The organism is Bacillus sp. FSL W7-1085, assembly GCF_038595035.1.
Classification (GTDB): Bacteria; Bacillota; Bacilli; order Bacillales; family Bacillaceae; genus Bacillus; species Bacillus altitudinis.
Window position 1 is genome coordinate 2,165,990 of the sequence record NZ_CP152000.1, and the last position, 19,304, is coordinate 2,185,293.

A 19,304-nucleotide genomic window follows, 5' to 3' on the forward strand; every position below is an offset into this window, starting at 1 on the left:
CCATCAAATTGTGTATTTAATTTGCACAATTTTTCATGTATGATTGGAACATCTTACAAACTCAGGGGAGACACAGCATGAAAAATAACTTACGCACTTTACATCCACTTAGTTGGACGATCATCATCGGCACGATATTTGGCCGAATGGCGACATCCATGAGCATTCCCTTTTTAGCCGTTTATTTGACACAAGTCAAAGGCGCCTCAGCCTCTTCAGCTGGATTGATCATTGCCGTCAGCTCTCTTATTGGGATTGTTGCGAGTTTTTACGGCGGCTATGTTTCCGACCGAATCGGCAGAAAAAAGGTCATGCTTTTATCCATCTTTGGCTGGACACTTGTCTTTGTTGGCTTCGCATTTGCAGATGCCATTTGGGTCTTCTTTTTTATGAATGCTTTAAATGGACTGTGCCGGGCGCTGTTTGAACCAACGTCTAAAGCACTCTTATCCGATGTCACCCCATCGAGCATTCGGTTGTTTGTCTTTAACTTACGGTATACGGCCATTAACATTGGTGTCATTTTCGGCCCGCTGCTTGGCTTATATCTCGGGTCATCAAAAACGACTTTTCCATTTCTCGTCGCTGCCCTCATTTACTTGTTGTACGGGTTAACGCTGGCATGGCAATTTCAAAAGCATCCAGTGGCTGCTCCAGAAAGCACCAAACAAATCGGCGTCAAAAAAGCTCTTTCCATTATTCAGAAAGATACGGTCTTTAGCATCATCCTCATTGGCGTTACTTTATGTTCATTTGGCTATTCACACCTAAGCTCAACACTGCCTCAATATTTATCGGCATCCCCTATGATTGAGGATGGCCCTAAACTGTTTGGGTATCTTTTATCCTTAAACGCAGTGGTTGTCATTGTCGTTCAGTACCCGCTGATTATGATCGCTAAGCGCTATTCAACGATTTTGTCATTAACGACTGGGAACGTGCTTCTAGCAGGCAGTTTGTTTGCCATTGCTTTTTCACAAAGTCTCGGTACGCTTGCTTTCATCATTGTCGTGTTTACGATTGGTGAAGTGCTGCTCTTTGCGATGATGGATCTGTTTGTAGACAATATTGCAAAACCTGAAGTGAAAGGATCATACTTCGGCGCAATGGGGTTTTCTCAGCTCGGCAGCGTCGTCGGACCGTTTGTCGGAGGATTGTGTATTGACTTATTTGGCGCAGCCCATCCCCTTTCTATTTTTTCAGTCTTGGCGATTGTCACCGCTGCAGGCGTTCCGTTTTTACTTATCGGATACTACCGCCTAAAAAAACGAACGGCGGCTGCCGTGGCTGTGAAAGTAAGTGGAGGTCATTAAAAAAACCGCTCTCAATTTGAGCGGTTTTCTTTATACCCTGCGGATGGCGATCTCTTCCACCTTATGCTGATCGCCTTTTTTTAAAATCAAATCGGCTCTATATTTTGTCGGCAAAATATTTTCATATAAATTAGGCCGGTTCACTGTATTCCAAATCGTGCTTGCCATCTGATCTGCTTCTTCATCCGTCAAATCTTTGTATTGATGAAAGAAAGATTCAGGGTCTTGGAAGGCTGTTTCCCGCAGCAAACGGAACCGTTCTTTATACCAGCATTGAATTTGCGTCTCAGCGGCATCTACATAAATCGAAAAATCGAAGTAATCTGATACAAACACGCGCGGCTCATCCTTCAGATCATCCAGTGCCGGTGATTGCAACACGTTGATCCCTTCAATGATGACAATATCTGCATCTTCTACTGTTTCATACACCCCTTCAAGACGGTCATAGGTCAGATGTGAATATACAGGTGCATGCACAGTTTGTTTCCCTGATTTTAATTCATTTAAAAACGAAAGTAGCGCTTTAACATCATAGCTTTCCGGGAAGCCTTTCTTTTCCATCAGCCCCCGATCTTTTAACTCTTTTTGAGGATACAAAAAGCCGTCCGTTGTTACGAGACTCACCTTCAGCCCATCTCCAAGCCTTGATAAAAGTGTTTCAATAATACGTGCTGTCGTGCTTTTTCCGACGGCCACACTTCCTGCAATCCCAATTAAAAAAGGGATTTTCGCATGATGCGGGTAGTTTAAAAAAGCATTGACATGCTGATTTTTTTGTTTTTCTGCAAAGACATGTAATGTCAGAAACCGAATAAGCGGTATGTAAATATCTCGCACTTCTTCTAGCGATAAGTAGTCGTTTAATCCTTGAAGTGCTCTCACTTCTTCTTCTGAAACAGATACCGGCATATATTCTCCAAGAGCGGCCCATGCCTCTCTCGTATGGCGTGTATATAGTGTATTAAAATCTAGTCGTTCGTCACCCAAAGTCTTTCCCACCAATCTAAACTAAACTCATAACCAAAAAGACGATAATCCGATTGTAGCTTAAAATGAAGGCGCTGTCTTTATTTTTCAACGAAAGTTTGCTTCTTTTGCGAAAAAAAGCATTAAATAAAGGAAAATGAGGGTAAATAAGAGTATTCAGTTTGATAGATAGAAGGGAGCACACCAAATGAAATATGTGATGATTGGCGGAGATGCAGCAGGAATGAGCTGCGCTATGCAAATATATAGAGAGGATCCAGACGCGCAAATTGTAGCTTTTGAAAAAGGAGAGATTTTCTCATATGGACAGTGCGGACTCCCCTACTTGATCGGCGGTCTCATTGATCATCACAGAAAACTCATCGCACGCAGCGCTGAAACTTTTCGTGACAAATACGGAATTGATGCCAGATGCTTACACGAAGTGACCTCAATTGACCCGGAGCAAAAAACAGTATCGGGTATTCATTCTAAAACAAAAGAGCCCTTTACAGAAACGTATGACCGTCTGTTAATTGCGACAGGAGCAAGCCCCGCCACACTTGATCTAGACAGTCATTCATTAGAAGGTGTCCACGTATTAAAAACAATCCCGCATGCGATGTCTATTTTAGACAATCTAAAAAAAGACGTCACACATATCACGATCATCGGCGGAGGATATATCGGCTTAGAAATGGCAGAAAATTTAAAAGGGCTAGGCAAAGACGTTCATATCATTCAGCGGGGTGCAACACTTGGCCCAGGCTTTGACCCCGATATGGCAAAGTATCTGAAAGAAGAAGCGGATAATCAAGGCATTCAAGTAGTACTTGGTGAAACAGTGCAAAAGTTAAAGGGCAAAACACATGTAACAGCTGTTCAAACAGACAAACAGACCATTGAAACAGATATGATCATCATTGCCGTTGGCGTCACTCCGCAAACATCCTTTTTAGACAGCACAGGAATTCAGCGACTTCAAAATGGTGCAGTTGTTGTGAATGAATACATGCAGACCAATGTACAAGATATCTATGCGGCGGGTGACTGCGCAGCAACCTATCACCGTATCAAAAAGGAACTGGACTATATTCCGCTCGGCACGACAGCAAATAAACAAGGAAGAATCGCAGGCTTTCATATGACAGGAACAAACCGCGCGTTTCAAGGCGTAACCGGCACAGCGGTGATGAAATTTATGGACGTGACAGCAGGGCGAACGGGTTTATCAGAGAAAGAAGCAAAAGACGCAGGCCTTCCTTTCTCCACCATCACCATCGACAGCACTGACCACGCTGGATATTACCCAGATGCAGAGAAAATGAAAGTGAAACTGATTTACAGAAGCGATGATCACACCTTGCTTGGCGCACAAATCATTGGTAAAGAAGGTGTTGATAAACGAATTGATGTCATGGCAACTGCTCTTTATCAAGGGCTGACTGTGACAGACCTTGAAGATTTAGATATTAGCTATGCCCCTCCTTTTAACAGTGTATGGGATCCACTTCAGCAAGCGGCAAGACGAATATAGAAAACTTGGTATGAACAGATTTTATAGATGATCGTTCTACATCAATCAGAAGAAGCCGCCATGCTCACTTTTACTCATGGCGAGGGACCTTCTTTTTATCTCGTCAAAACAAAACACGAGAAACGAATCTACTTTATGAACTCTTTTACAGGAGTTCGGCATAGTATGATTGATCTATTTGTGAAGGATTTAAAAAACTTTCACCAGTATTTAAGCGAGCATGAAGTGACCGTATCGGATATTCAAATATTAGCTGACCCAGACTTAGGCGGTTTAAGCTTCGAAAATGTTGATGACAATGTCTTTGGCGTCACCAATATTAAGCTCCATCAAACAAAAAAAGAAACCAGCCTGTGACCGGTTTCTTTTTTTTGTTATTTTTTCATCATCGCTTTACGTGCTGCTTTTTCAAATAAAAACGGGAATAATTGATACAATTTACTGCCAGCATTCATCCATCCTGGTAAATTAATCTCTCTTTTTTTCGTCATCATGGCGGAAACGACCTTCCCTGCTACCTTGTCAGCACTGAGCATCATAAAATCAACATTTTTCACATATTCACCACTGCGGTCTGCAATGGTAAAGAAGTCTGTCGCAATCGGTCCTGGATTGACGGTTGTGACATGAATTCCGCTGTCTGCCAGCTCCATTCTCAGGCTGTTTGAAAAACCGAGAACCGCATGCTTTGATGCGGAATAGATGGCGGATTTAGGGGTGGCAATTTTGCCTGCCTGTGACGCAATATTGATAATATGTCCCTTCCCTCTTTGTTTCATCTCAGGAAGGACCTTTTTTGTGCAGGCAATTAAACCAAAGACGTTGACCTCAAACATCGACACCATTTCCTCAATGGATGCGTCTTCGACGAGATCGAACACACCAAAGCCGGCATTGTTCACCAAAATATCAACAGCACCCACTTGTTGATAGGCTTGATCAATGTCCTCAAGCTGACTGACATCAAGCTGAACGATGTGACATACGCCGCCAGCACTTATAATCTTTTCTTGTACACCTGTGAGCTTTTCAATTCGTCTTGCCGACACAATGATTTCTGCTCCTTCGGCTGCTGCCAAGTACGCCATCTTTTCACCAATACCGCCTGAAGCACCTGTAATCCATATTCTCTTTCCTGTTAGTCGCCCCATTTATTTCACTCCTTCATTTGCTCGATAGTAGAGGGTTCCGTCTTTTTGCACTTCTTCAATTTGTCCAGCCGCTAAAAGCACATCAAGCTGTCCGACTGTCTCAGACATTGTCAGAAATAATGCTTCTTCATACAGGCCCGGAAATAGGGTGCGACAAAGATGAAAGGCGGTCATTTCCTTTCGTTGAAGCAGCTGATACATCGTATTTGCCCGTTTTTCCTGTTTTTTAAATCTTTCTTCGATCAATTCGTGATGAGAGGTAATGAGCTGGCCATGCCCTGGATAAATCGCCTGAATGGGCAAATGCAATAAACGCTTGAGTGATGCTTTATATTGAAGCAGCGATTTTTGACGTTCTGTTCCTTTCATTGGCGCTTCCATTAACGGATTGGAAGAAATGGTCGTAAGCAGCAGATCACCGCCGATGAAATTCCCTGTTGTTTCATCTAAAAAAGAAAGATGAGATTGTGCATGTCCCGGGGTCTCTAGCACTTGGAAGTGCTCATGTCCCTTCAAACGATCGCCTTCTTTTATGACGTCATCGACATGTGCCGTACATGAATATGTATAGGACTGCATCACAATTCTTTCACACTCACCTTGACGAAGCGGCACACCTAACTGCTGAAAAAAATCATTCATAAAATGGATTTGACGCTGTTTAAACGCTTCATCCTGACTAATATAGGGCTCATTTAACTCGTGTCCGATGACACGGACATGAGGTTTCATCAGATCTAAAAGACCGACATGATCTGCATGATGATGTGTCAAAACCACTTGATCAATATCATCTATTGATAAATGATGTTCCTTTAATTGCGTGACAAAGGCATGCTGCGCCTCTTGTGTCATCGGTCCGCAATCGACTAAGGTCACGGCATCGCCTTTTAATACATATGCATGGACATCCCCCACCGCAAACGGTGTGGGGATGGATAATTGAATCATTTCTTCTTTCACTTTTATACGTCATCTCCTGATTTTTGACTCATAGATCATCTGAACTCACTCTTCTTTATTCATTGTATCTTGCAAAGGGCAGACTGTCATGCGGTTTAGATGGTCAATTTTTTTATCTCTCCCTATTGACACAAACTTGTCCATCGTTGCATAATGAACAACAAATATAAGATGCGCGATGACAAGGATTAGTAAGCAAAATAACGATGCAAGAGAGTGAGGTCCGCCGGCTGTAAGACTTCACCATCCTCTTATTTGCTGAACCTGCCCTTTGAGCTGTTAGGCAAACCTAAACGTTTCCCGCGTTAAGGGACTAGAGCTGAGTATGCATGATTGCATGCTAATTGAGGGTGGTACCGCGAAAAACCTTTCGTCCTTTGCAGACGAGAGGTTTTTTTATTTTCTACAAGGAGGAGCAGCTTATGAGTAAAATTGGATTTATTGGTGCAGGCTCAATGGCCGAGTCTATGATTAAAGGTCTTTTAAAGAGCGGCATTATGTCAAATGAAGATATCATTGTCACAAATAAAACAAATGAAAAACGATTAGAAGAATTAAATGCACGTTATGGAGTCAAAACAGATTTCGCGCGTTCCTTTATTTATGAAGAAGCCGATATGCTGGTGTTTGCTTTAAAACCAAAAGATGCGGAAAGTGGCATTTCTGAAGTAAGGCCCCATTTAAATGGACAGCTGATTATTTCTATTTTAGCGGGCATTTCTATTGAAACCATTCAGCATTATGCTGGCGCAAAAACGGCGGTGGTTCGTGCGATGCCAAATACATCAGCAGCCATACAACAATCAGCTACTGGCATTGCTGTCAGTGATGAAGTCACAGAAGCGCAAAAGGAAAAAGCAGTTCAGCTGTTTGAAACGATCGGTCATGTGACGGTTTTAGATGAATCACAGCTGAATGCGGTCACAGCCATTGCAGGCAGCGGTCCTGCCTTTATTTATCACTTGATTGAAGGAATGGAGCGAGGTGCATCGGAACTTGGGATGGACCAAGAGACAGCGAAATTGCTCATTTGTCAAATGATTGCAGGCGCTGCAAATATGCTTCAGGATAGCGGTAAGGAACCTGCTGAATTGCGCAAAGAAATTACGAGCGAAGGTGGAACGACAGAAGCAGGACTGAATACCCTTGCTTCCTATCAATTTGAAGAAGCGATTGTCGATTGTGTGAAAACAGCGACAAAACGCGCAGCAGAATTAAACGACATGTTTTCAGCGAGTACGTATAAATAATATAGAAAAGCACCTGCCTTGATGACAGGTGCTTTTCATCTATCACTCGATGCTCTCATGGACATGATGGCTTTGATTTGATCGAGGTGATGAATTTCATGTAAAGCAATGGTTTCAGCTAATATTTGGACTGTCATCATCCCTTCTTCAGGATGGAGACCTGAAAAATCCCATGTATCCTTTTCTAATAGTTGTAGTGTTTTGTTTCTGCTCTCTTTTAAGCGCTCGATCAATGCACTGACCTCTTGTGCGGTATACGTTTCATAAGCTCTTCCCTTCACATATATCTCTGGATCATATGATGCGAAAAGCGTGTGCTCATTTGATATTGCCTGCTCTATCCGCTCTGACCAGACTTCTTCTGTATCATACAAATGTCCAACAATTTGTTTAATCGACCACTTGCCTTCCCCAAAAGATTCATCTAATGTAGCCTCATCACATGTCCATAATAACTCCTCAAGCTTACGCAAACTCTCTTGAAGTGATGTCATGATCTCTGTTTTTGTTAGTACTCCTGTTTTCACTCTCACAATCCCCCTTCAAATATATGTAAGTATCATTCTATATCATACTCTATTTCTTTAGACAGAAGGTGATTAAAATCAAAAAGAAAAGCCCTATCATGGCGATAGGGCTTTCACTTAATTCTTTTCTAGTAAAGCATGAATTGTTGATTGTAAGAGCGATGGCAAAACGCCAAAAGAGAATGGGACATGCAGCCGTTCTGTCCATTTGTGCGCATCCTTTCCTAATGGACCAACGTTGATGACAGGAACGTTAAGAGCTTCTTTTTCTCCTTGTGGTAACGAGTAGCCTTTTTGGTATAGCGGCATGTTGGCTGTATAATCGGCTATATCTTGATTTTCAAGCTGTAAGTAGCTTAAATCAGATAAACCAGGAAAATATTTGACTTCTTCTACTTCGATTCCATAGATCTCTTTTGCTTCTCTTTGAATCTTCTTTAAGGTCGTTTGAATATGCAGATCGTTTGTTGAAGAAACTGATGGGTAAAAAGGCGGACTATAAAACAACACAATCAGTGCTCCATCTTCCTTACAAAGGGTCGTCAGTTCCGATACAATTTTGGTTGAAAAATCACGATCCCCAAGCTCACCCCGGTTGGCAAAGGCGTAGTTGACAATTCGCTCGACCTCCTGCTTGCCGGATCGTTCAGCAGCTTTTTCGTACAGCTCATGATACGTTAACACCGTGATGTTTGTATCGATGGGTGTAAAATGTTTAAAGCGTTGAAATGCAGCGGTTTTCTGTTTGAGATTGGCTTCGATTTGGGCTGCTGCTTGTTTCGCAGTTTCATAGAGGAGCCCGTGAAGCTCTTCACTAGAGCGGTTCATCATCAGCACATTAAATAAAGAAACAGCCGTGTGAGGCGTTTGAACAGAGTAAGCTTCTTTCAAATCCTTTTGCATCAAATTGGTCGGAGGCGGTGTCACTTCACCATCTACTTCCTCACAATAATCACTATTCAGTTCTAACAGCCTGTTTAATTCAGATACCATAAAATTTGCATTTAATCCTGAGAAGGGCTCACCTACATGTGTTTCAATTCCTTTGCAGAAAAATCCCGCAAGTACCTTCCCTATACTACCTGTATAGATGTATTGGTGCGCATCCCCGGGATACTTTTCAAACATCGGCTCACTGTTTAAACACGCGGTATACTCAAGGTCATACGTCTCCTTGATTTCCTTTAGTTTCGGAACAGCCTCCAGCATTCCCTGTGAATTCACTTCTTCATCTGGCACTGTGACGAGCAGAATATTTCCTTCAAACCTCCCTGCCATCGCTCTTTCCAGCATGGAAAGCTGGACAGTCAGGCCTGCTTTCATATCCATGGACCCTCGTCCAAACAGCCAGTCACCTGAAGCTAAATCCTCTCTTGCCCTTTTTGGAAGAAGTGCACTTTTTTGAGAAAAGGACGCCATTAACTCTTCGGGCTTACACGCCATATTTTGAAATTCTCCGTAATCCTCTGTATCGACGACATCAAAATGGCTGAGGAGTAAAACAGTACGTGGCAGCGTACTTCGTTTGACAAGTGCCGTTAAAAAATACCGGCCATCTTTCATTGGATGCAAAGCCAAGTGATCAGGATGCTGCTCAAAATATGGCCGCTCCCTCAGCAAGTAATATAAATATTCCGCTAATGCAACTTCTCCCGTTGTACCAGATATGCTTTCATACTGCATCAGAGCTGTGAGTAGCTCCTTTAGTTCACTTTCCGTTTGCCATTTCATCCGTTTATCCCCCTTTGATGTCCATATCTTTCATTATACAAAATCATGTTCAAAAGCTATATGGTTTGAGCACCTTTTATGACGAATGTTTGAATGACTGTTATAATCGGCTATACCATTCTATGAGGAGGCGAAGGTAATTGGAAACAAAGCTTTTTTCACCTTGGACATTAAAAGGTGTCACACTCAAAAACCGCATCGTCATGTCCCCGATGTGTATGTATTCATCCTATGACCGTGATGGAAAATTACAGCCTTTCCACTTTGCACATTATATTTCCCGTGCGCAAGGTCAGGCCGGATTAATTATGGTCGAGGCAAGTGCTGTTTCACCTGAGGGAAGAATTAGTGATCAGGACCTCGGAATTTGGAGTGATGAGCACATTGAAGGGTTTGCCTCATTAAACGAACAAATCAAAGCGTACGGAACAAAAACGGCCATCCAGCTAGCCCATGCAGGACGCAAGGCTGAGCTAGATGGTGACATTCTTGCTCCATCCAGCATTCCATTTGACGAGCAATCTAAAACACCTCTTGAGATGTCTATCGATCAAATAAAAGACACAGTTCAGGCGTTTCAAGATGCCGCTGTCCGCGCCAAGAAAGCTGGATTTGACATCATTGAGATTCATGGTGCGCATGGCTATTTGATTAACGAATTTCTCTCACCGCTTGCCAATCACCGGACAGATGAATATGGCGGTTCACCAGAAAATCGTTATCGCTTCTTGAGAGAAGTTGTTGATGCAGTCAATGAAGTGTGGGATGGACCATTATTTGTCCGTGTATCCGCTTCTGATTACACAACAAAGGGACTAGATATTGCAGATTATATTGGCATTGCCGCATGGCTGAAAGAGCAAGGAGTCGATCTAATTGATGTGAGCTCAGGCGCTGTGGTGCAAGCCAGTATTAAAACATTCCCCGGCTACCAAGTCACCTTTGCTGAGAAAATAAGAGAAGGTGCCGGCATCCAAACAGCCGCTGTTGGTATGATCACATCTGGTGTACAGGCCGAAGAAATTTTACAAAATCAGCGTGCTGACTTGATCTTTATCGGCAGAGAATTTTTACGGGATCCGTATTTCCCAAAAACAGCCGCTAAAGAGCTTCGTACATCCATCGAAAGCCCGCGCCAATACGATCGCGCTTGGTAACATCTTTAAGCAAAAAGGTGTCTATTTTTTGAAATAGGCATCTTTTTTGTTTTTAAGAGAAACATCTTTGCCTTTTGTGCCGTCTTTTAGCTAAAGAACCACTTAGAGGAGATGGAAGAATGAACTCGGCATTGATTGAAAGAACGTATCATATAGATGGACATCACTTTTATACAAGGCATCGTCAAGGAAAAAAGCAAGCCACCATTATTTTTGAAGCAGGATATGGAATTTCAGGCGATACGTGGGCGAATATCGCTCGTGATATTGACCCAGAGCTTGGTGTTTTCTTATATGACCGTTTAGGTAATGGAAAAAGCAGTGAAAGCAAAGAAGGAAGAACTTTGCATGATCTTGCGGATGATTTAGATACACTCTTACATCAAGCCAATATTCAGCCGCCATTTCTCATTGTGGCGCACTCATTTGGCTCTCTTGTCAGCCGCTTATGGGCAAGCCGCAGAAAAGAAGATGTTATCGGTATGGTCCTTCTAGACCCAGCAAGTGAGGAGCAAGAGCAGGTCATTCTGCCGCTCTTATCAAAGGAAGAACGCACTTCATATATGGCGCAGTTCACAGCAGAATGTACACATGAGGACTTTGAGCAAATGCTGCGTACGATCAAAGAGGAGCAAACGCATTATGGGATGATGCCCCTTCTTGTCATTTCATCAGGCAAAAGCCGCTTGTTTCATCCAGCACATGAAGCTTGGCTCAGGCTTCATAAACGAATGCTCACATTGTCATCCCAAAGCGGATGGATTCAGGCGCAGAACAGCTCGCACTATATTCATCACGATGAACCACATATTGTGCAGCTTGCGATTTATGATGTGTGGTGTGCAGCAAAACAGCCTGTCTCTTATTATCAAACAGCTAACTAAAAACAAAAACTCCTTGACCGGACATCAGTCAAGGAGTTTTTTCATTATACCGTTGGTGCTGATTGACTTTTCTCAGACAGCAACTTTTCAATGCTGACAAGCTGAACACATAACGTAAAGATGTCAATCGCCTGCTCTAGTTCTTCAAGTGTTGGGAACGTTGGCGCAATACGGATGTTACGATCAAGCGGATCGTTTCCATAAGGATATGTCGCCCCTGCACCTGTTAGTGTCACACCGGCTTCTTTCGCTTTTTGCACAACAGCTTTTGCACAATGATCGAGTGTATTTAAGCTAATAAAATATCCGCCGTTTGGTTTGTGCCACTCAGCGATGCCTGTTCCACCAAGCTTTTCATCAAGGATCGAAAGAACGAGGTCAAATTTCGGCTTAATAATCGCTGCATGCTTTTTCATATGTTCCTTCAATCCTTCTGGATTCTTGAAGAAACGAAGGTGTCTTAATTGATTGATTTTATCTGGCCCAATGGTTTGAACTGATAGCTGTTTTTGAATAAAGCTGACGTTGTCCTGACTAGATGCCATTAGTGCAACACCTGAGCCTGGGAACGTAATTTTAGAAGTAGAGGCGAACATAAACACACGGTTTGCATGTCCTGCTTTGTCTACTGCTTGAAAAATATCTTTTAACGTATCAGGCGTATCTGTTAGATGGTGGACTGCATAGGCATCATCCCAAAAAATACGGAAGTCGTCTGCTTTTGTCTGCATAGAAGCAAGACGGTCAACAACCTCATCTGAATACGTAATGCCGTCAGGGTTACTATATTTCGGTACACACCAAATCCCTTTGATGGCTTCATCTTCTGCAACCAATTTTTCCACCTGATCCATGTCAGGTCCATCCGACTTCATATCTACCGTAATCATCTCTATGTTAAAATGCTCACAAATGGCAAAATGACGATCATATCCTGGGCTTGGTGCAAGGAATTTTACCTTTGGAAGCTCTCCCCAAGGTGTTTTGCTGCCATATACGCCGTGAGTCATAGCACGTGCAATTGTGTCATGCATCATATTTAGACTAGAATTACCGCCAATGATGATTTGTTCTGGCTTCAGATTGAGCACACTTGCAAAAAATTTCTTTGTTTCAGGAAGGCCTGTCAAGCCGCCATAGTTTCGCACATCTGTACCATCCTCAGCTGTCATTGCATCCTTTGATGTCACGACATCGAGCATGCCCATAGATAAATCGAGCTGTTTTGGTGAAGGTTTCCCTCTAGACATGTCTAAGTGTAAGTTTTTACTTTTGTACGTTTCATATTCTTTTTGTCGTGCTGCATATAGGTCATTTAATTCTGCTTCACTTAACGCTGTAAAACCGCTCATCTTTGATTGTGCCTCCCGTATTCTTCATAGTGTAATTCGTCATTTGTTTTTTCTTCACCATTTTACCACTACCTGAAAAAGAGCGTCATCATAAATATCAAAAAAATCACACAACTTTTTTTGACGATTCATCCAATTTTTACAGGGTACGGTCAATAGGAAAAGAAAAGAAATCATGTGCAGCTTCAGTCAGCGGGAATATATCGCGGGCTTCTTTGAGTAATTGTTTCAGTGACTCTTCCCCTTGGTACCGTGCACTAATATGGGTCAAAATCAGTCTTTTTGCGCCTGCTTCCTGCGCTGTTTTTGCTGCCTGTTCTGTCGTACTGTGATAATAATTATAGGCTAGTTCTGCATCTTCTTTCCCAAATGTTGCTTCATGGACTAACACATCCGCATTCTTGGCAAGCCTTGTTATATTCTCGCACAAACGGGTATCTCCTGAAAATGCAACGATTCTCCCTTTTTTAGGGGGTTCCAAATAATCGGTTCCATCAATCATTCTTCCATCTTCGAGTGTAACGGTTTCCCCATTTTTCAACTTCTGATACAAAGGTCCAGGTTTTACACCGATTTTTTTTAGGTCTTCGGCTTTTAGTGCACCAGGTACATCTTTTTCCACGACCCGATAACCGTAAGCTGGGATCCCATGAGACACTCGTCTTGCTTCTACTTGAAAGGTCTCATCTTCAAAAACGATCCCTTCCTCTATTTCTATGATATGCAGCGGATAAGTCAAATGCGTTTGTGTCGCTGAAAGTGCCGCGTTTACAAAAGCTTTAATGCCGCTTGGACCATATATCGTCAATTCATCCTCTCCGCCTTGAAAGGACCTGCTGCCAAGCAGACCCGGGAGACCATATACATGATCACCGTGCATATGCGTGATAAAGATCTTCTCAATTTTTCTTGGTTTAATCGTTGTATGTAATATTTGATGCTGCGTCGCTTCTCCGCAATCAAAAAGCCACACGGCTTTTCTCTCTTCTAAAAGCTTCAGCGCAGTGCAAGTGACGTTTCTTGTTTTTGCAGGAATGCCTGCACCTGTTCCTAAAAAGAGCAGTTCCATTACGATTTCCTCCTACAGCCGGTATACAATCTCTTCATTCATATAGAATACATGAAGACAGGATAAATGTGAATTCAGCGGAATTTTTGAAAAAAGTCAAACTCGGGCAGAAAAAGTCGAATCAAATGTTTGCTTTACGAACAATGAACCTTTAAAATAAAGAAAATGTACATACATTCTCGGTTTTTACAACAATGCTACGAATAAAGTGAGGTACTTTTCGTGAATACAGAAACTAACTATCCAAAAGCAGTCATTGTCATTTTTGGCGCAACAGGAGACCTTGCAAAACGCAAGCTCTACCCTTCTATACATAGACTTTATCATAGCGGAAAGCTTGGAGATCAATTCGCCGTTGTAGGTGTTGGACGTCGTCCTTGGTCTCATGAAGACCTAAGAGCTGTGGTAAAAGAATCGGTCTCTTCTGATGATGCAGAAGCAAAAGCAGAGGAATTTATTTCTCATTTCTATTACCATGATTTTGATGTCTCAAGCCCTGCTTCCTATCAAGCACTGAACACGCTTCTTTCTGGTCTTGAAGATACATACAGTATCCCGAATAACCGGATGTTCTATTTAGCGATGGCACCAGAATTCTTCGGAACCATTGCGAAGTTTCTAAAAAGTGAAGGCGTATCAGAAACGACTGGATGGTCTCGACTTGTTATTGAAAAACCGTTTGGTCATGACCTGCCTAGTGCCAAAACATTAAATGAAGAGATCCGAGATGCATTTACAGAGGATCAAATTTATCGTATTGACCACTATCTTGGTAAACAGATGGTGCAAAACATTGAGGTAATTCGTTTTGCGAATGCGATCTTTGAACCGCTTTGGACAAACCGCTATATTTCAAACATTCAAATCACATCGAGTGAATCATTAGGTGTCGAAGACCGTGCGAGATATTACGAGAGTTCTGGTGCACTGAGAGATATGGTACAAAACCATATGCTTCAAATGGTTGCACTACTAGCCATGGAGCCACCGATTAAGCTCAATACAGAGGAAATCCGTAGCGAAAAACGGAAAGCATTGCGTGCGCTTCGTCCATTCTCGAAAGATGAAGTGGATCAATTCTTTGTCCGCGGACAGTATGATGCAGGAACGATTGATGGCAATATGGTTCCTTCCTATCTTGAAGAGCAAAATGTCGACCCAAACTCCAACACAGAAACATTCGTTGCAGGAAAACTTCTCATCGATAACTTCAGATGGGCCGGGGTACCATTTTACATTCGTACAGGAAAACGTCTAGAAAAGAAATCCACTCAAATCGTGGTGCAATTTAAAGACATTCCGATGAACCTGTACTACGGAAACGGGAATTCCATGCATCCAAACTTACTTGTGATTCACATTCAGCCAGACGAAGGCATCACCCTTCACCTGAATGCTCGCAAGCTTGATGGCGGAACGTATGCTAAACCAATTAAGCTTGACTATCAAACAAATTACAACGACATCATGAATACACCAGAAGCGTATGAAAAGCTAATTCATGACTGTTTGCTAGGTGACGCAACAAACTTTGCCCACTGGGATGAAGTAGCACTGTCTTGGAACTTTGTTGATCCAATTTCAGAAAAATGGGCTGAAACCAAAACGTTAAAACCAAATTATCCTGCTGGTTCTATGGGACCAAAAGAAGCAGATCAGCTTCTTGAAAAAGATGGATATCACTGGTGGAATATATAAAATCAACAAAAAAAGAGCAGTCTCCCGATTGAGGGGGTTCTGCTCTTTTTTTAAAGTCGTGTTTTCGTAATTTCAACCGTTGAAAAATCAAATTTATCATAGCGATGATGGCTAAAGGAATATTCAAACGGCCGACCTGTGTTTAAATAAGCCACCTGTTCCACTTCTAGCACCGGATCCGTAGGGTCACAGCCTAAATATTGCTGATCAAGCTGATCTGATTTAGCCGCTCTAATTTTTTTGTGCGCTCCTGCTACTTTTAATTGCAGTGTGTTTGTAATGTAGCTATAGATGGAACCCAATAAAACCTCTTCATCTATTCCCTTAATGACATTGACAGGCATAAAGGTTTTTTCTAATACATATGGCTCTTCTTCTACCAAACGGAGCCGAATAATGTCATAGACAGGTGTGCTTGAGTCAATGGATAAATGAGCTGCCACCTCTTCACTTGGAAAATGCACATCAAAGCGAATGATTTGGCTCGTCACGTTTTTATCTGCCATCACTTTCGTGAACCCTTTATTTTCATGACCTGATACGTTGATCGCACCTTGATTTAGTGCTGCCTTCACAATAAATGTGCCATGACCTCTTTTTCTAAAGAGCAGACCTTCCGCCACTAAAAGATCGAGCGCACGCTTCATCGTCATTCTGCTGCATTTAAATTCAGCGGCAAGCGAGTTTTCATCTGGAATGGGTTGATCTTCTGGATAATATGCTGTTCCTATTCTTTTTCTAATTTCTTCTGAAATGAGTTCGTATTTTGTCATCTCACACCACCAACTGACTTGTTTTTTCATATCCTATTATAGCGCTTTCTAGCCTTCCTCTCATTCTACACTAAGCCTAGTGCGCTTAAAAGGTTCGAGCCACTTTCATTTCACCCCTTTCATCTTTACATAAGAAAAATACTTGCCCTTTTCAAGGAAAGAGCAAGTATCTTGATTAGAAACCATTATTCTCTGAAACCGATTGAAACCAATAGCCACTTTTTTTGATGGTACGTTTCCCGTCTTCCTCAAGGTCCACTGAGACAAATCCATAGCGATTTTTATAGGCATTCGACCATGACCAATTATCCATAAACGTCCACAGATGATAGCCTTTTACATGACTTCCTTCTTGAATGGCTTGATGCACCCATTTAAGATGCTCAGAAATAAAATCAATGCGGTAATCGTCATGAATCATTCCTTCTTCATCCTGAAACCGCTCTTCTCCTTCAACACCCATTCCATTTTCAGAAATAAAGCATTCAATATTCCCATAGTCTGTCTGGACTTTTTTCAATATATCGTAAATACCCTTTTCATAGATTTCCCAGCCGCGGTACACATTCATTTTTCTACCCGGCATTTCAAAAGAATCGAAATAATGATCTGGCATAAATGGTGCATCAGGGTGAGGCATATGTTCCTTTGCTTTCACTCTTCTTGGCTGATAATAGTTGATGCCGAGAAGGTCGATCGTGTTCTCTTGAATGAGTTCAAGGTCTCCTTCCTCCATAGCCGGCATCAATCCTTCTTTCTTTAACACGTCCACCAGCTTTTCAGGGAAATGTCCTTTCACTGCTGGATCTAGGAAGGACCGGTTAAAGAAGGCGTCAGCCATCTCAGCTGCTTCGACATCCCGCGGATTCTGGCTTCGCGGATACGAAGGAGTAAGGTTCAGGATAATGCCTATTTTCCCATCCTGCTTCATCTCTTTATAAGCCGCAATGGCCTTAGCATTTGATAAAATCTCATGAAATCCAACTTGCACTGCCTTTTGGAAATCAACTTCGTTTGGATAATGGAAGCTATACATATATCCACCCTCTACAGGGACAATCGGCTCGTTATGGGTAAACCATTTTTTCACCCGGTCGCCAAAAAGCTGAAAACACAATGTCGCATAGCTGACATAATCGTCTACGACCTGCCTGTTTACCCATCCTCCCGTCTCCTGCAACGCCATTGGCATATCAAAATGATACAAGTTCACAAACGGTTCAATGTCACTCGCTATCAGTTCATTGATCACATCATTGTAAAAAGCCACAGCTTCTTCATTAACAGCCCCTTTTCCCTCAGGTAAAAGGCGTGACCATGAAATAGATAGACGAAACGAGTTGTGCCCAATCTCCTTCATGAGGCGGATATCCTCTTTGTATTTACGATAAAATTGCGAGGTTACACCTGGACCGACGCCCTGAAAAAAACGATTCGGCTCTTTTTCAAACCAGTGATCCCAAATGTTCGGTCCCTTTCCATCTCCTGGATAACTGCCTTCTGTTTGCGTAGCAGAGGCAGAAGATCCCCACCAGAAACCTTCTGGAAATGTATATGATTGACTGTTAGTTTCCATCGACATGTATTGAGTCTCCTTCACCTTTGATGTTTGTTTGTTTCGTTTTTTCTGTCGGGACTATTTTTTCATTTTTCACATTCATACGATCAATAAATTTTAGGAACGGGAACCAAATGACAAACACAATCATTAAATTAAACAGCTGAAGCAGACCGCCCGCTAATGAATTTGTTGCCATGACTCCGCTAATAAAGATCGGGACTGTCCAAGGAATATTCACGCCCGTCGGAGGCGGCACAATACCTGCGGCCATCGCAAAATAAGAAATACAAGTAATCACCATTGGCGCCAAAATCCATGGAATGAGAATAAGCGGGTTCATCACAATCGGTAAACCGAAGATAATGGGTTCATTGACGTTAAATAAACCTGGTCCTAAGCCGAGCTTTGCTACTTGTTTCAATTGCTTACTTTTAAGGAAAATTAAAATCGTAAACACAACAGCTAGCGTCATACCGGTTCCACCCATACCCACTGTATAGATTTCGATAAACTGCTTGCTGATAATGTTTGGAACCTCACCTGTTTTTGTGTAGCTTTCTAGATTTTGAATGGACAATGTATTCCAAATCGGGTCCATGACAGAGTTAATAATAATTTGGCCGTGGAGCCCAAAGAACCAAAGAATTTGTATAAAGAAAATAGCGATCAAGGTCGGAATGATACCGCTTCCAAGTCCGACAAGCGGCGCCTGAATCGCATTGTAAATCAAGTCATGCATGTTGGTTTTGAACCCTTGTGTAATGATGATATTGATCAGTAAAAAGGTTGTGAGTGTCAAAGTAGCCGGGATAAGTGCAGCAAAAGACTTAGAAACAGCTGGCGGAACCCCTTGCGGCATATTGATGACAAATTTCTTTTGGACAAAATAGCGATAAATTTCAGCCGACAAAAAGCCTGTGATCATTCCAAGAAACATTCCCTTTGCGCCTAAACGATCGACTGGGATGACGCCTGCAATGGATGCACCGCCCTCTTGTTCTAGTAAAAATGGCGTAAGGAGTAGAAAAGAGGCTAAAGCGATCACACCGCCAAAGACAGCTTCCACATCATAGCTTTTCGATAAATAGTAGCCAATCCCAAATACAACAAACACACTCATAATGCTGATGGTCGCACTAGGTGCAATATTCAGTGCAGACTGAACACCTTCCAGTGCTGTTTGACTCATGATCTTATCTAAAAATGGCAAATTCATTAATACGACCATGATGGAACCAAAAATTGTTAATGGGAACGCAAGCATAAAGGCATCCCTTAATACCCCTAGATAGCGATTGTTGTTCAATCTCCCAGCAATCGGAACCAAAATCGCACTTATTTTATCAAACATTGGTTTCCCCCCTTGTTT

General features: G+C 42.3%; 17 protein-coding genes and 1 other annotated feature. Of the genes, 7 read left to right on the forward strand and 10 right to left on the reverse strand.

Going from position 1 to position 19,304, the window contains the following annotated elements:
- Positions 1-77 precede the first annotated feature (77 nt).
- Entirely contained in the window at positions 78-1,313 is a 1,236-nt protein-coding gene (locus MKY11_RS11090) for an MFS transporter (protein ID WP_008343828.1), read from the forward strand.
- Positions 1,314-1,343: 30 nt separating this feature from the next.
- Here MKY11_RS11090 and coaA read toward each other — a convergent pair whose 3' ends face one another.
- Positions 1,344-2,303, reverse strand: a complete 960-nt coding sequence (gene coaA, locus MKY11_RS11095) for a type I pantothenate kinase (protein WP_008342294.1) — start codon at positions 2,301-2,303, stop codon at positions 1,344-1,346.
- 187 nt (positions 2,304-2,490) lie between these two features.
- Here coaA and MKY11_RS11100 point away from each other — a divergent pair, with 187 nt between their 5' ends.
- Positions 2,491-3,819 (forward strand): CoA-disulfide reductase, encoded by a 1,329-nt coding sequence (locus MKY11_RS11100; protein WP_342501413.1) that lies wholly within the window; start codon positions 2,491-2,493, stop codon positions 3,817-3,819.
- A gap of 27 nt (positions 3,820-3,846) precedes the next feature.
- Complete coding sequence (locus MKY11_RS11105) at positions 3,847-4,176, forward strand: VOC family protein (protein WP_342501414.1); 330 nt, start codon at positions 3,847-3,849, stop codon at positions 4,174-4,176.
- Positions 4,177-4,193: 17 nt separating this feature from the next.
- Here the strand turns inward: MKY11_RS11105 and MKY11_RS11110 are convergent, their stop codons facing one another.
- A complete protein-coding gene (locus MKY11_RS11110; RefSeq protein ID WP_058336677.1) occupies positions 4,194-4,970 on the reverse strand; it encodes an SDR family oxidoreductase in 777 nt (258 codons plus the stop codon).
- Entirely contained in the window at positions 4,971-5,933 is a 963-nt protein-coding gene (locus MKY11_RS11115) for an MBL fold metallo-hydrolase (RefSeq protein ID WP_335364632.1), read from the reverse strand.
- A gap of 169 nt (positions 5,934-6,102) precedes the next feature.
- Positions 6,103-6,314 (forward strand) — a binding site (T-box leader).
- Between the two features lie 41 nt (positions 6,315-6,355).
- On the opposite strand from MKY11_RS11115, the gene proC reads away from it, so the two are divergent.
- Positions 6,356-7,183, forward strand: a complete 828-nt coding sequence (proC, locus tag MKY11_RS11120) for a pyrroline-5-carboxylate reductase (RefSeq protein ID WP_024718913.1) — start codon at positions 6,356-6,358, stop codon at positions 7,181-7,183.
- 35 nt (positions 7,184-7,218) lie between these two features.
- Here proC and MKY11_RS11125 read toward each other — a convergent pair whose 3' ends face one another.
- Positions 7,219-7,710 (reverse strand): DinB family protein, encoded by a 492-nt coding sequence (locus MKY11_RS11125; RefSeq protein ID WP_159145792.1) that lies wholly within the window; start codon positions 7,708-7,710, stop codon positions 7,219-7,221.
- A 117-nt stretch (positions 7,711-7,827) separates the two neighbouring features.
- On the reverse strand, positions 7,828-9,441 hold the full coding sequence (locus tag MKY11_RS11130; RefSeq protein ID WP_342501415.1) for a M20/M25/M40 family metallo-hydrolase: 1,614 nt from the start codon (positions 9,439-9,441) through the stop codon (positions 7,828-7,830).
- 140 nt (positions 9,442-9,581) lie between these two features.
- Here MKY11_RS11130 and namA point away from each other — a divergent pair, with 140 nt between their 5' ends.
- Positions 9,582-10,598, forward strand: a complete 1,017-nt coding sequence (gene namA, locus MKY11_RS11135; protein ID WP_024718910.1) for an NADPH dehydrogenase NamA — start codon at positions 9,582-9,584, stop codon at positions 10,596-10,598.
- 119 nt (positions 10,599-10,717) lie between these two features.
- A complete protein-coding gene (locus MKY11_RS11140) occupies positions 10,718-11,482 on the forward strand; it encodes an alpha/beta hydrolase (RefSeq protein ID WP_041091946.1) in 765 nt (254 codons plus the stop codon).
- Between the two features lie 44 nt (positions 11,483-11,526).
- Here the strand turns inward: MKY11_RS11140 and MKY11_RS11145 are convergent, their stop codons facing one another.
- Entirely contained in the window at positions 11,527-12,834 is a 1,308-nt protein-coding gene (locus MKY11_RS11145) for an aminotransferase class I/II-fold pyridoxal phosphate-dependent enzyme (protein ID WP_039165881.1), read from the reverse strand.
- A 139-nt stretch (positions 12,835-12,973) separates the two neighbouring features.
- Positions 12,974-13,903 (reverse strand): ribonuclease Z, encoded by a 930-nt coding sequence (rnz, locus tag MKY11_RS11150; protein ID WP_039165882.1) that lies wholly within the window; start codon positions 13,901-13,903, stop codon positions 12,974-12,976.
- A 222-nt stretch (positions 13,904-14,125) separates the two neighbouring features.
- Between rnz and zwf the strand changes: the two genes are divergently transcribed.
- On the forward strand, positions 14,126-15,601 hold the full coding sequence (gene zwf / locus MKY11_RS11155) for a glucose-6-phosphate dehydrogenase (protein ID WP_008342269.1): 1,476 nt from the start codon (positions 14,126-14,128) through the stop codon (positions 15,599-15,601).
- Between the two features lie 50 nt (positions 15,602-15,651).
- Here zwf and MKY11_RS11160 read toward each other — a convergent pair whose 3' ends face one another.
- The 3 genes from MKY11_RS11160 to celB all read right to left on the reverse strand — a co-directional run bounded on the left by MKY11_RS11160 (position 15,652) and on the right by celB (position 19,286).
- A complete protein-coding gene (locus MKY11_RS11160) occupies positions 15,652-16,374 on the reverse strand; it encodes a GntR family transcriptional regulator (protein WP_008342268.1) in 723 nt (240 codons plus the stop codon).
- Positions 16,375-16,549: 175 nt separating this feature from the next.
- Entirely contained in the window at positions 16,550-17,956 is a 1,407-nt protein-coding gene (locus tag MKY11_RS11165; protein ID WP_039165890.1) for a glycoside hydrolase family 1 protein, read from the reverse strand.
- Entirely contained in the window at positions 17,940-19,286 is a 1,347-nt protein-coding gene (gene celB / locus MKY11_RS11170) for a PTS cellobiose transporter subunit IIC (RefSeq protein WP_039165893.1), read from the reverse strand. Before celB ends, MKY11_RS11165 begins: the two co-directional genes overlap by 17 nt.
- Positions 19,287-19,304 lie beyond the last annotated feature (18 nt).

What these genes read in the sequence shown, in the direction of transcription:
- MKY11_RS11090 (WP_008343828.1), top strand. Translation starts at nt 78, where the DNA reads ATGAAAAATAACTTACGCACTTTACATCCACTTAGTTGGACGATCATC.
- MKY11_RS11100 (WP_342501413.1), top strand. Translation starts at nt 2,491, where the DNA reads ATGAAATATGTGATGATTGGCGGAGATGCAGCAGGAATGAGCTGCGCT.
- MKY11_RS11105 (WP_342501414.1), top strand. Translation starts at nt 3,847, where the DNA reads ATGATCGTTCTACATCAATCAGAAGAAGCCGCCATGCTCACTTTTACT.
- MKY11_RS11110 (WP_058336677.1), bottom strand. Translation starts at nt 4,970, where the DNA reads ATGGGGCGACTAACAGGAAAGAGAATATGGATTACAGGTGCTTCAGGC.
- proC (WP_024718913.1), top strand. Translation starts at nt 6,356, where the DNA reads ATGAGTAAAATTGGATTTATTGGTGCAGGCTCAATGGCCGAGTCTATG.
- MKY11_RS11130 (WP_342501415.1), bottom strand. Translation starts at nt 9,441, where the DNA reads ATGAAATGGCAAACGGAAAGTGAACTAAAGGAGCTACTCACAGCTCTG.
- MKY11_RS11140 (WP_041091946.1), top strand. Translation starts at nt 10,718, where the DNA reads ATGAACTCGGCATTGATTGAAAGAACGTATCATATAGATGGACATCAC.
- MKY11_RS11145 (WP_039165881.1), bottom strand. Translation starts at nt 12,834, where the DNA reads ATGAGCGGTTTTACAGCGTTAAGTGAAGCAGAATTAAATGACCTATAT.
- rnz (WP_039165882.1), bottom strand. Translation starts at nt 13,903, where the DNA reads ATGGAACTGCTCTTTTTAGGAACAGGTGCAGGCATTCCTGCAAAAACA.
- MKY11_RS11160 (WP_008342268.1), bottom strand. Translation starts at nt 16,374, where the DNA reads ATGACAAAATACGAACTCATTTCAGAAGAAATTAGAAAAAGAATAGGA.
- MKY11_RS11165 (WP_039165890.1), bottom strand. Translation starts at nt 17,956, where the DNA reads ATGTCGATGGAAACTAACAGTCAATCATATACATTTCCAGAAGGTTTC.
- celB (WP_039165893.1), bottom strand. Translation starts at nt 19,286, where the DNA reads ATGTTTGATAAAATAAGTGCGATTTTGGTTCCGATTGCTGGGAGATTG.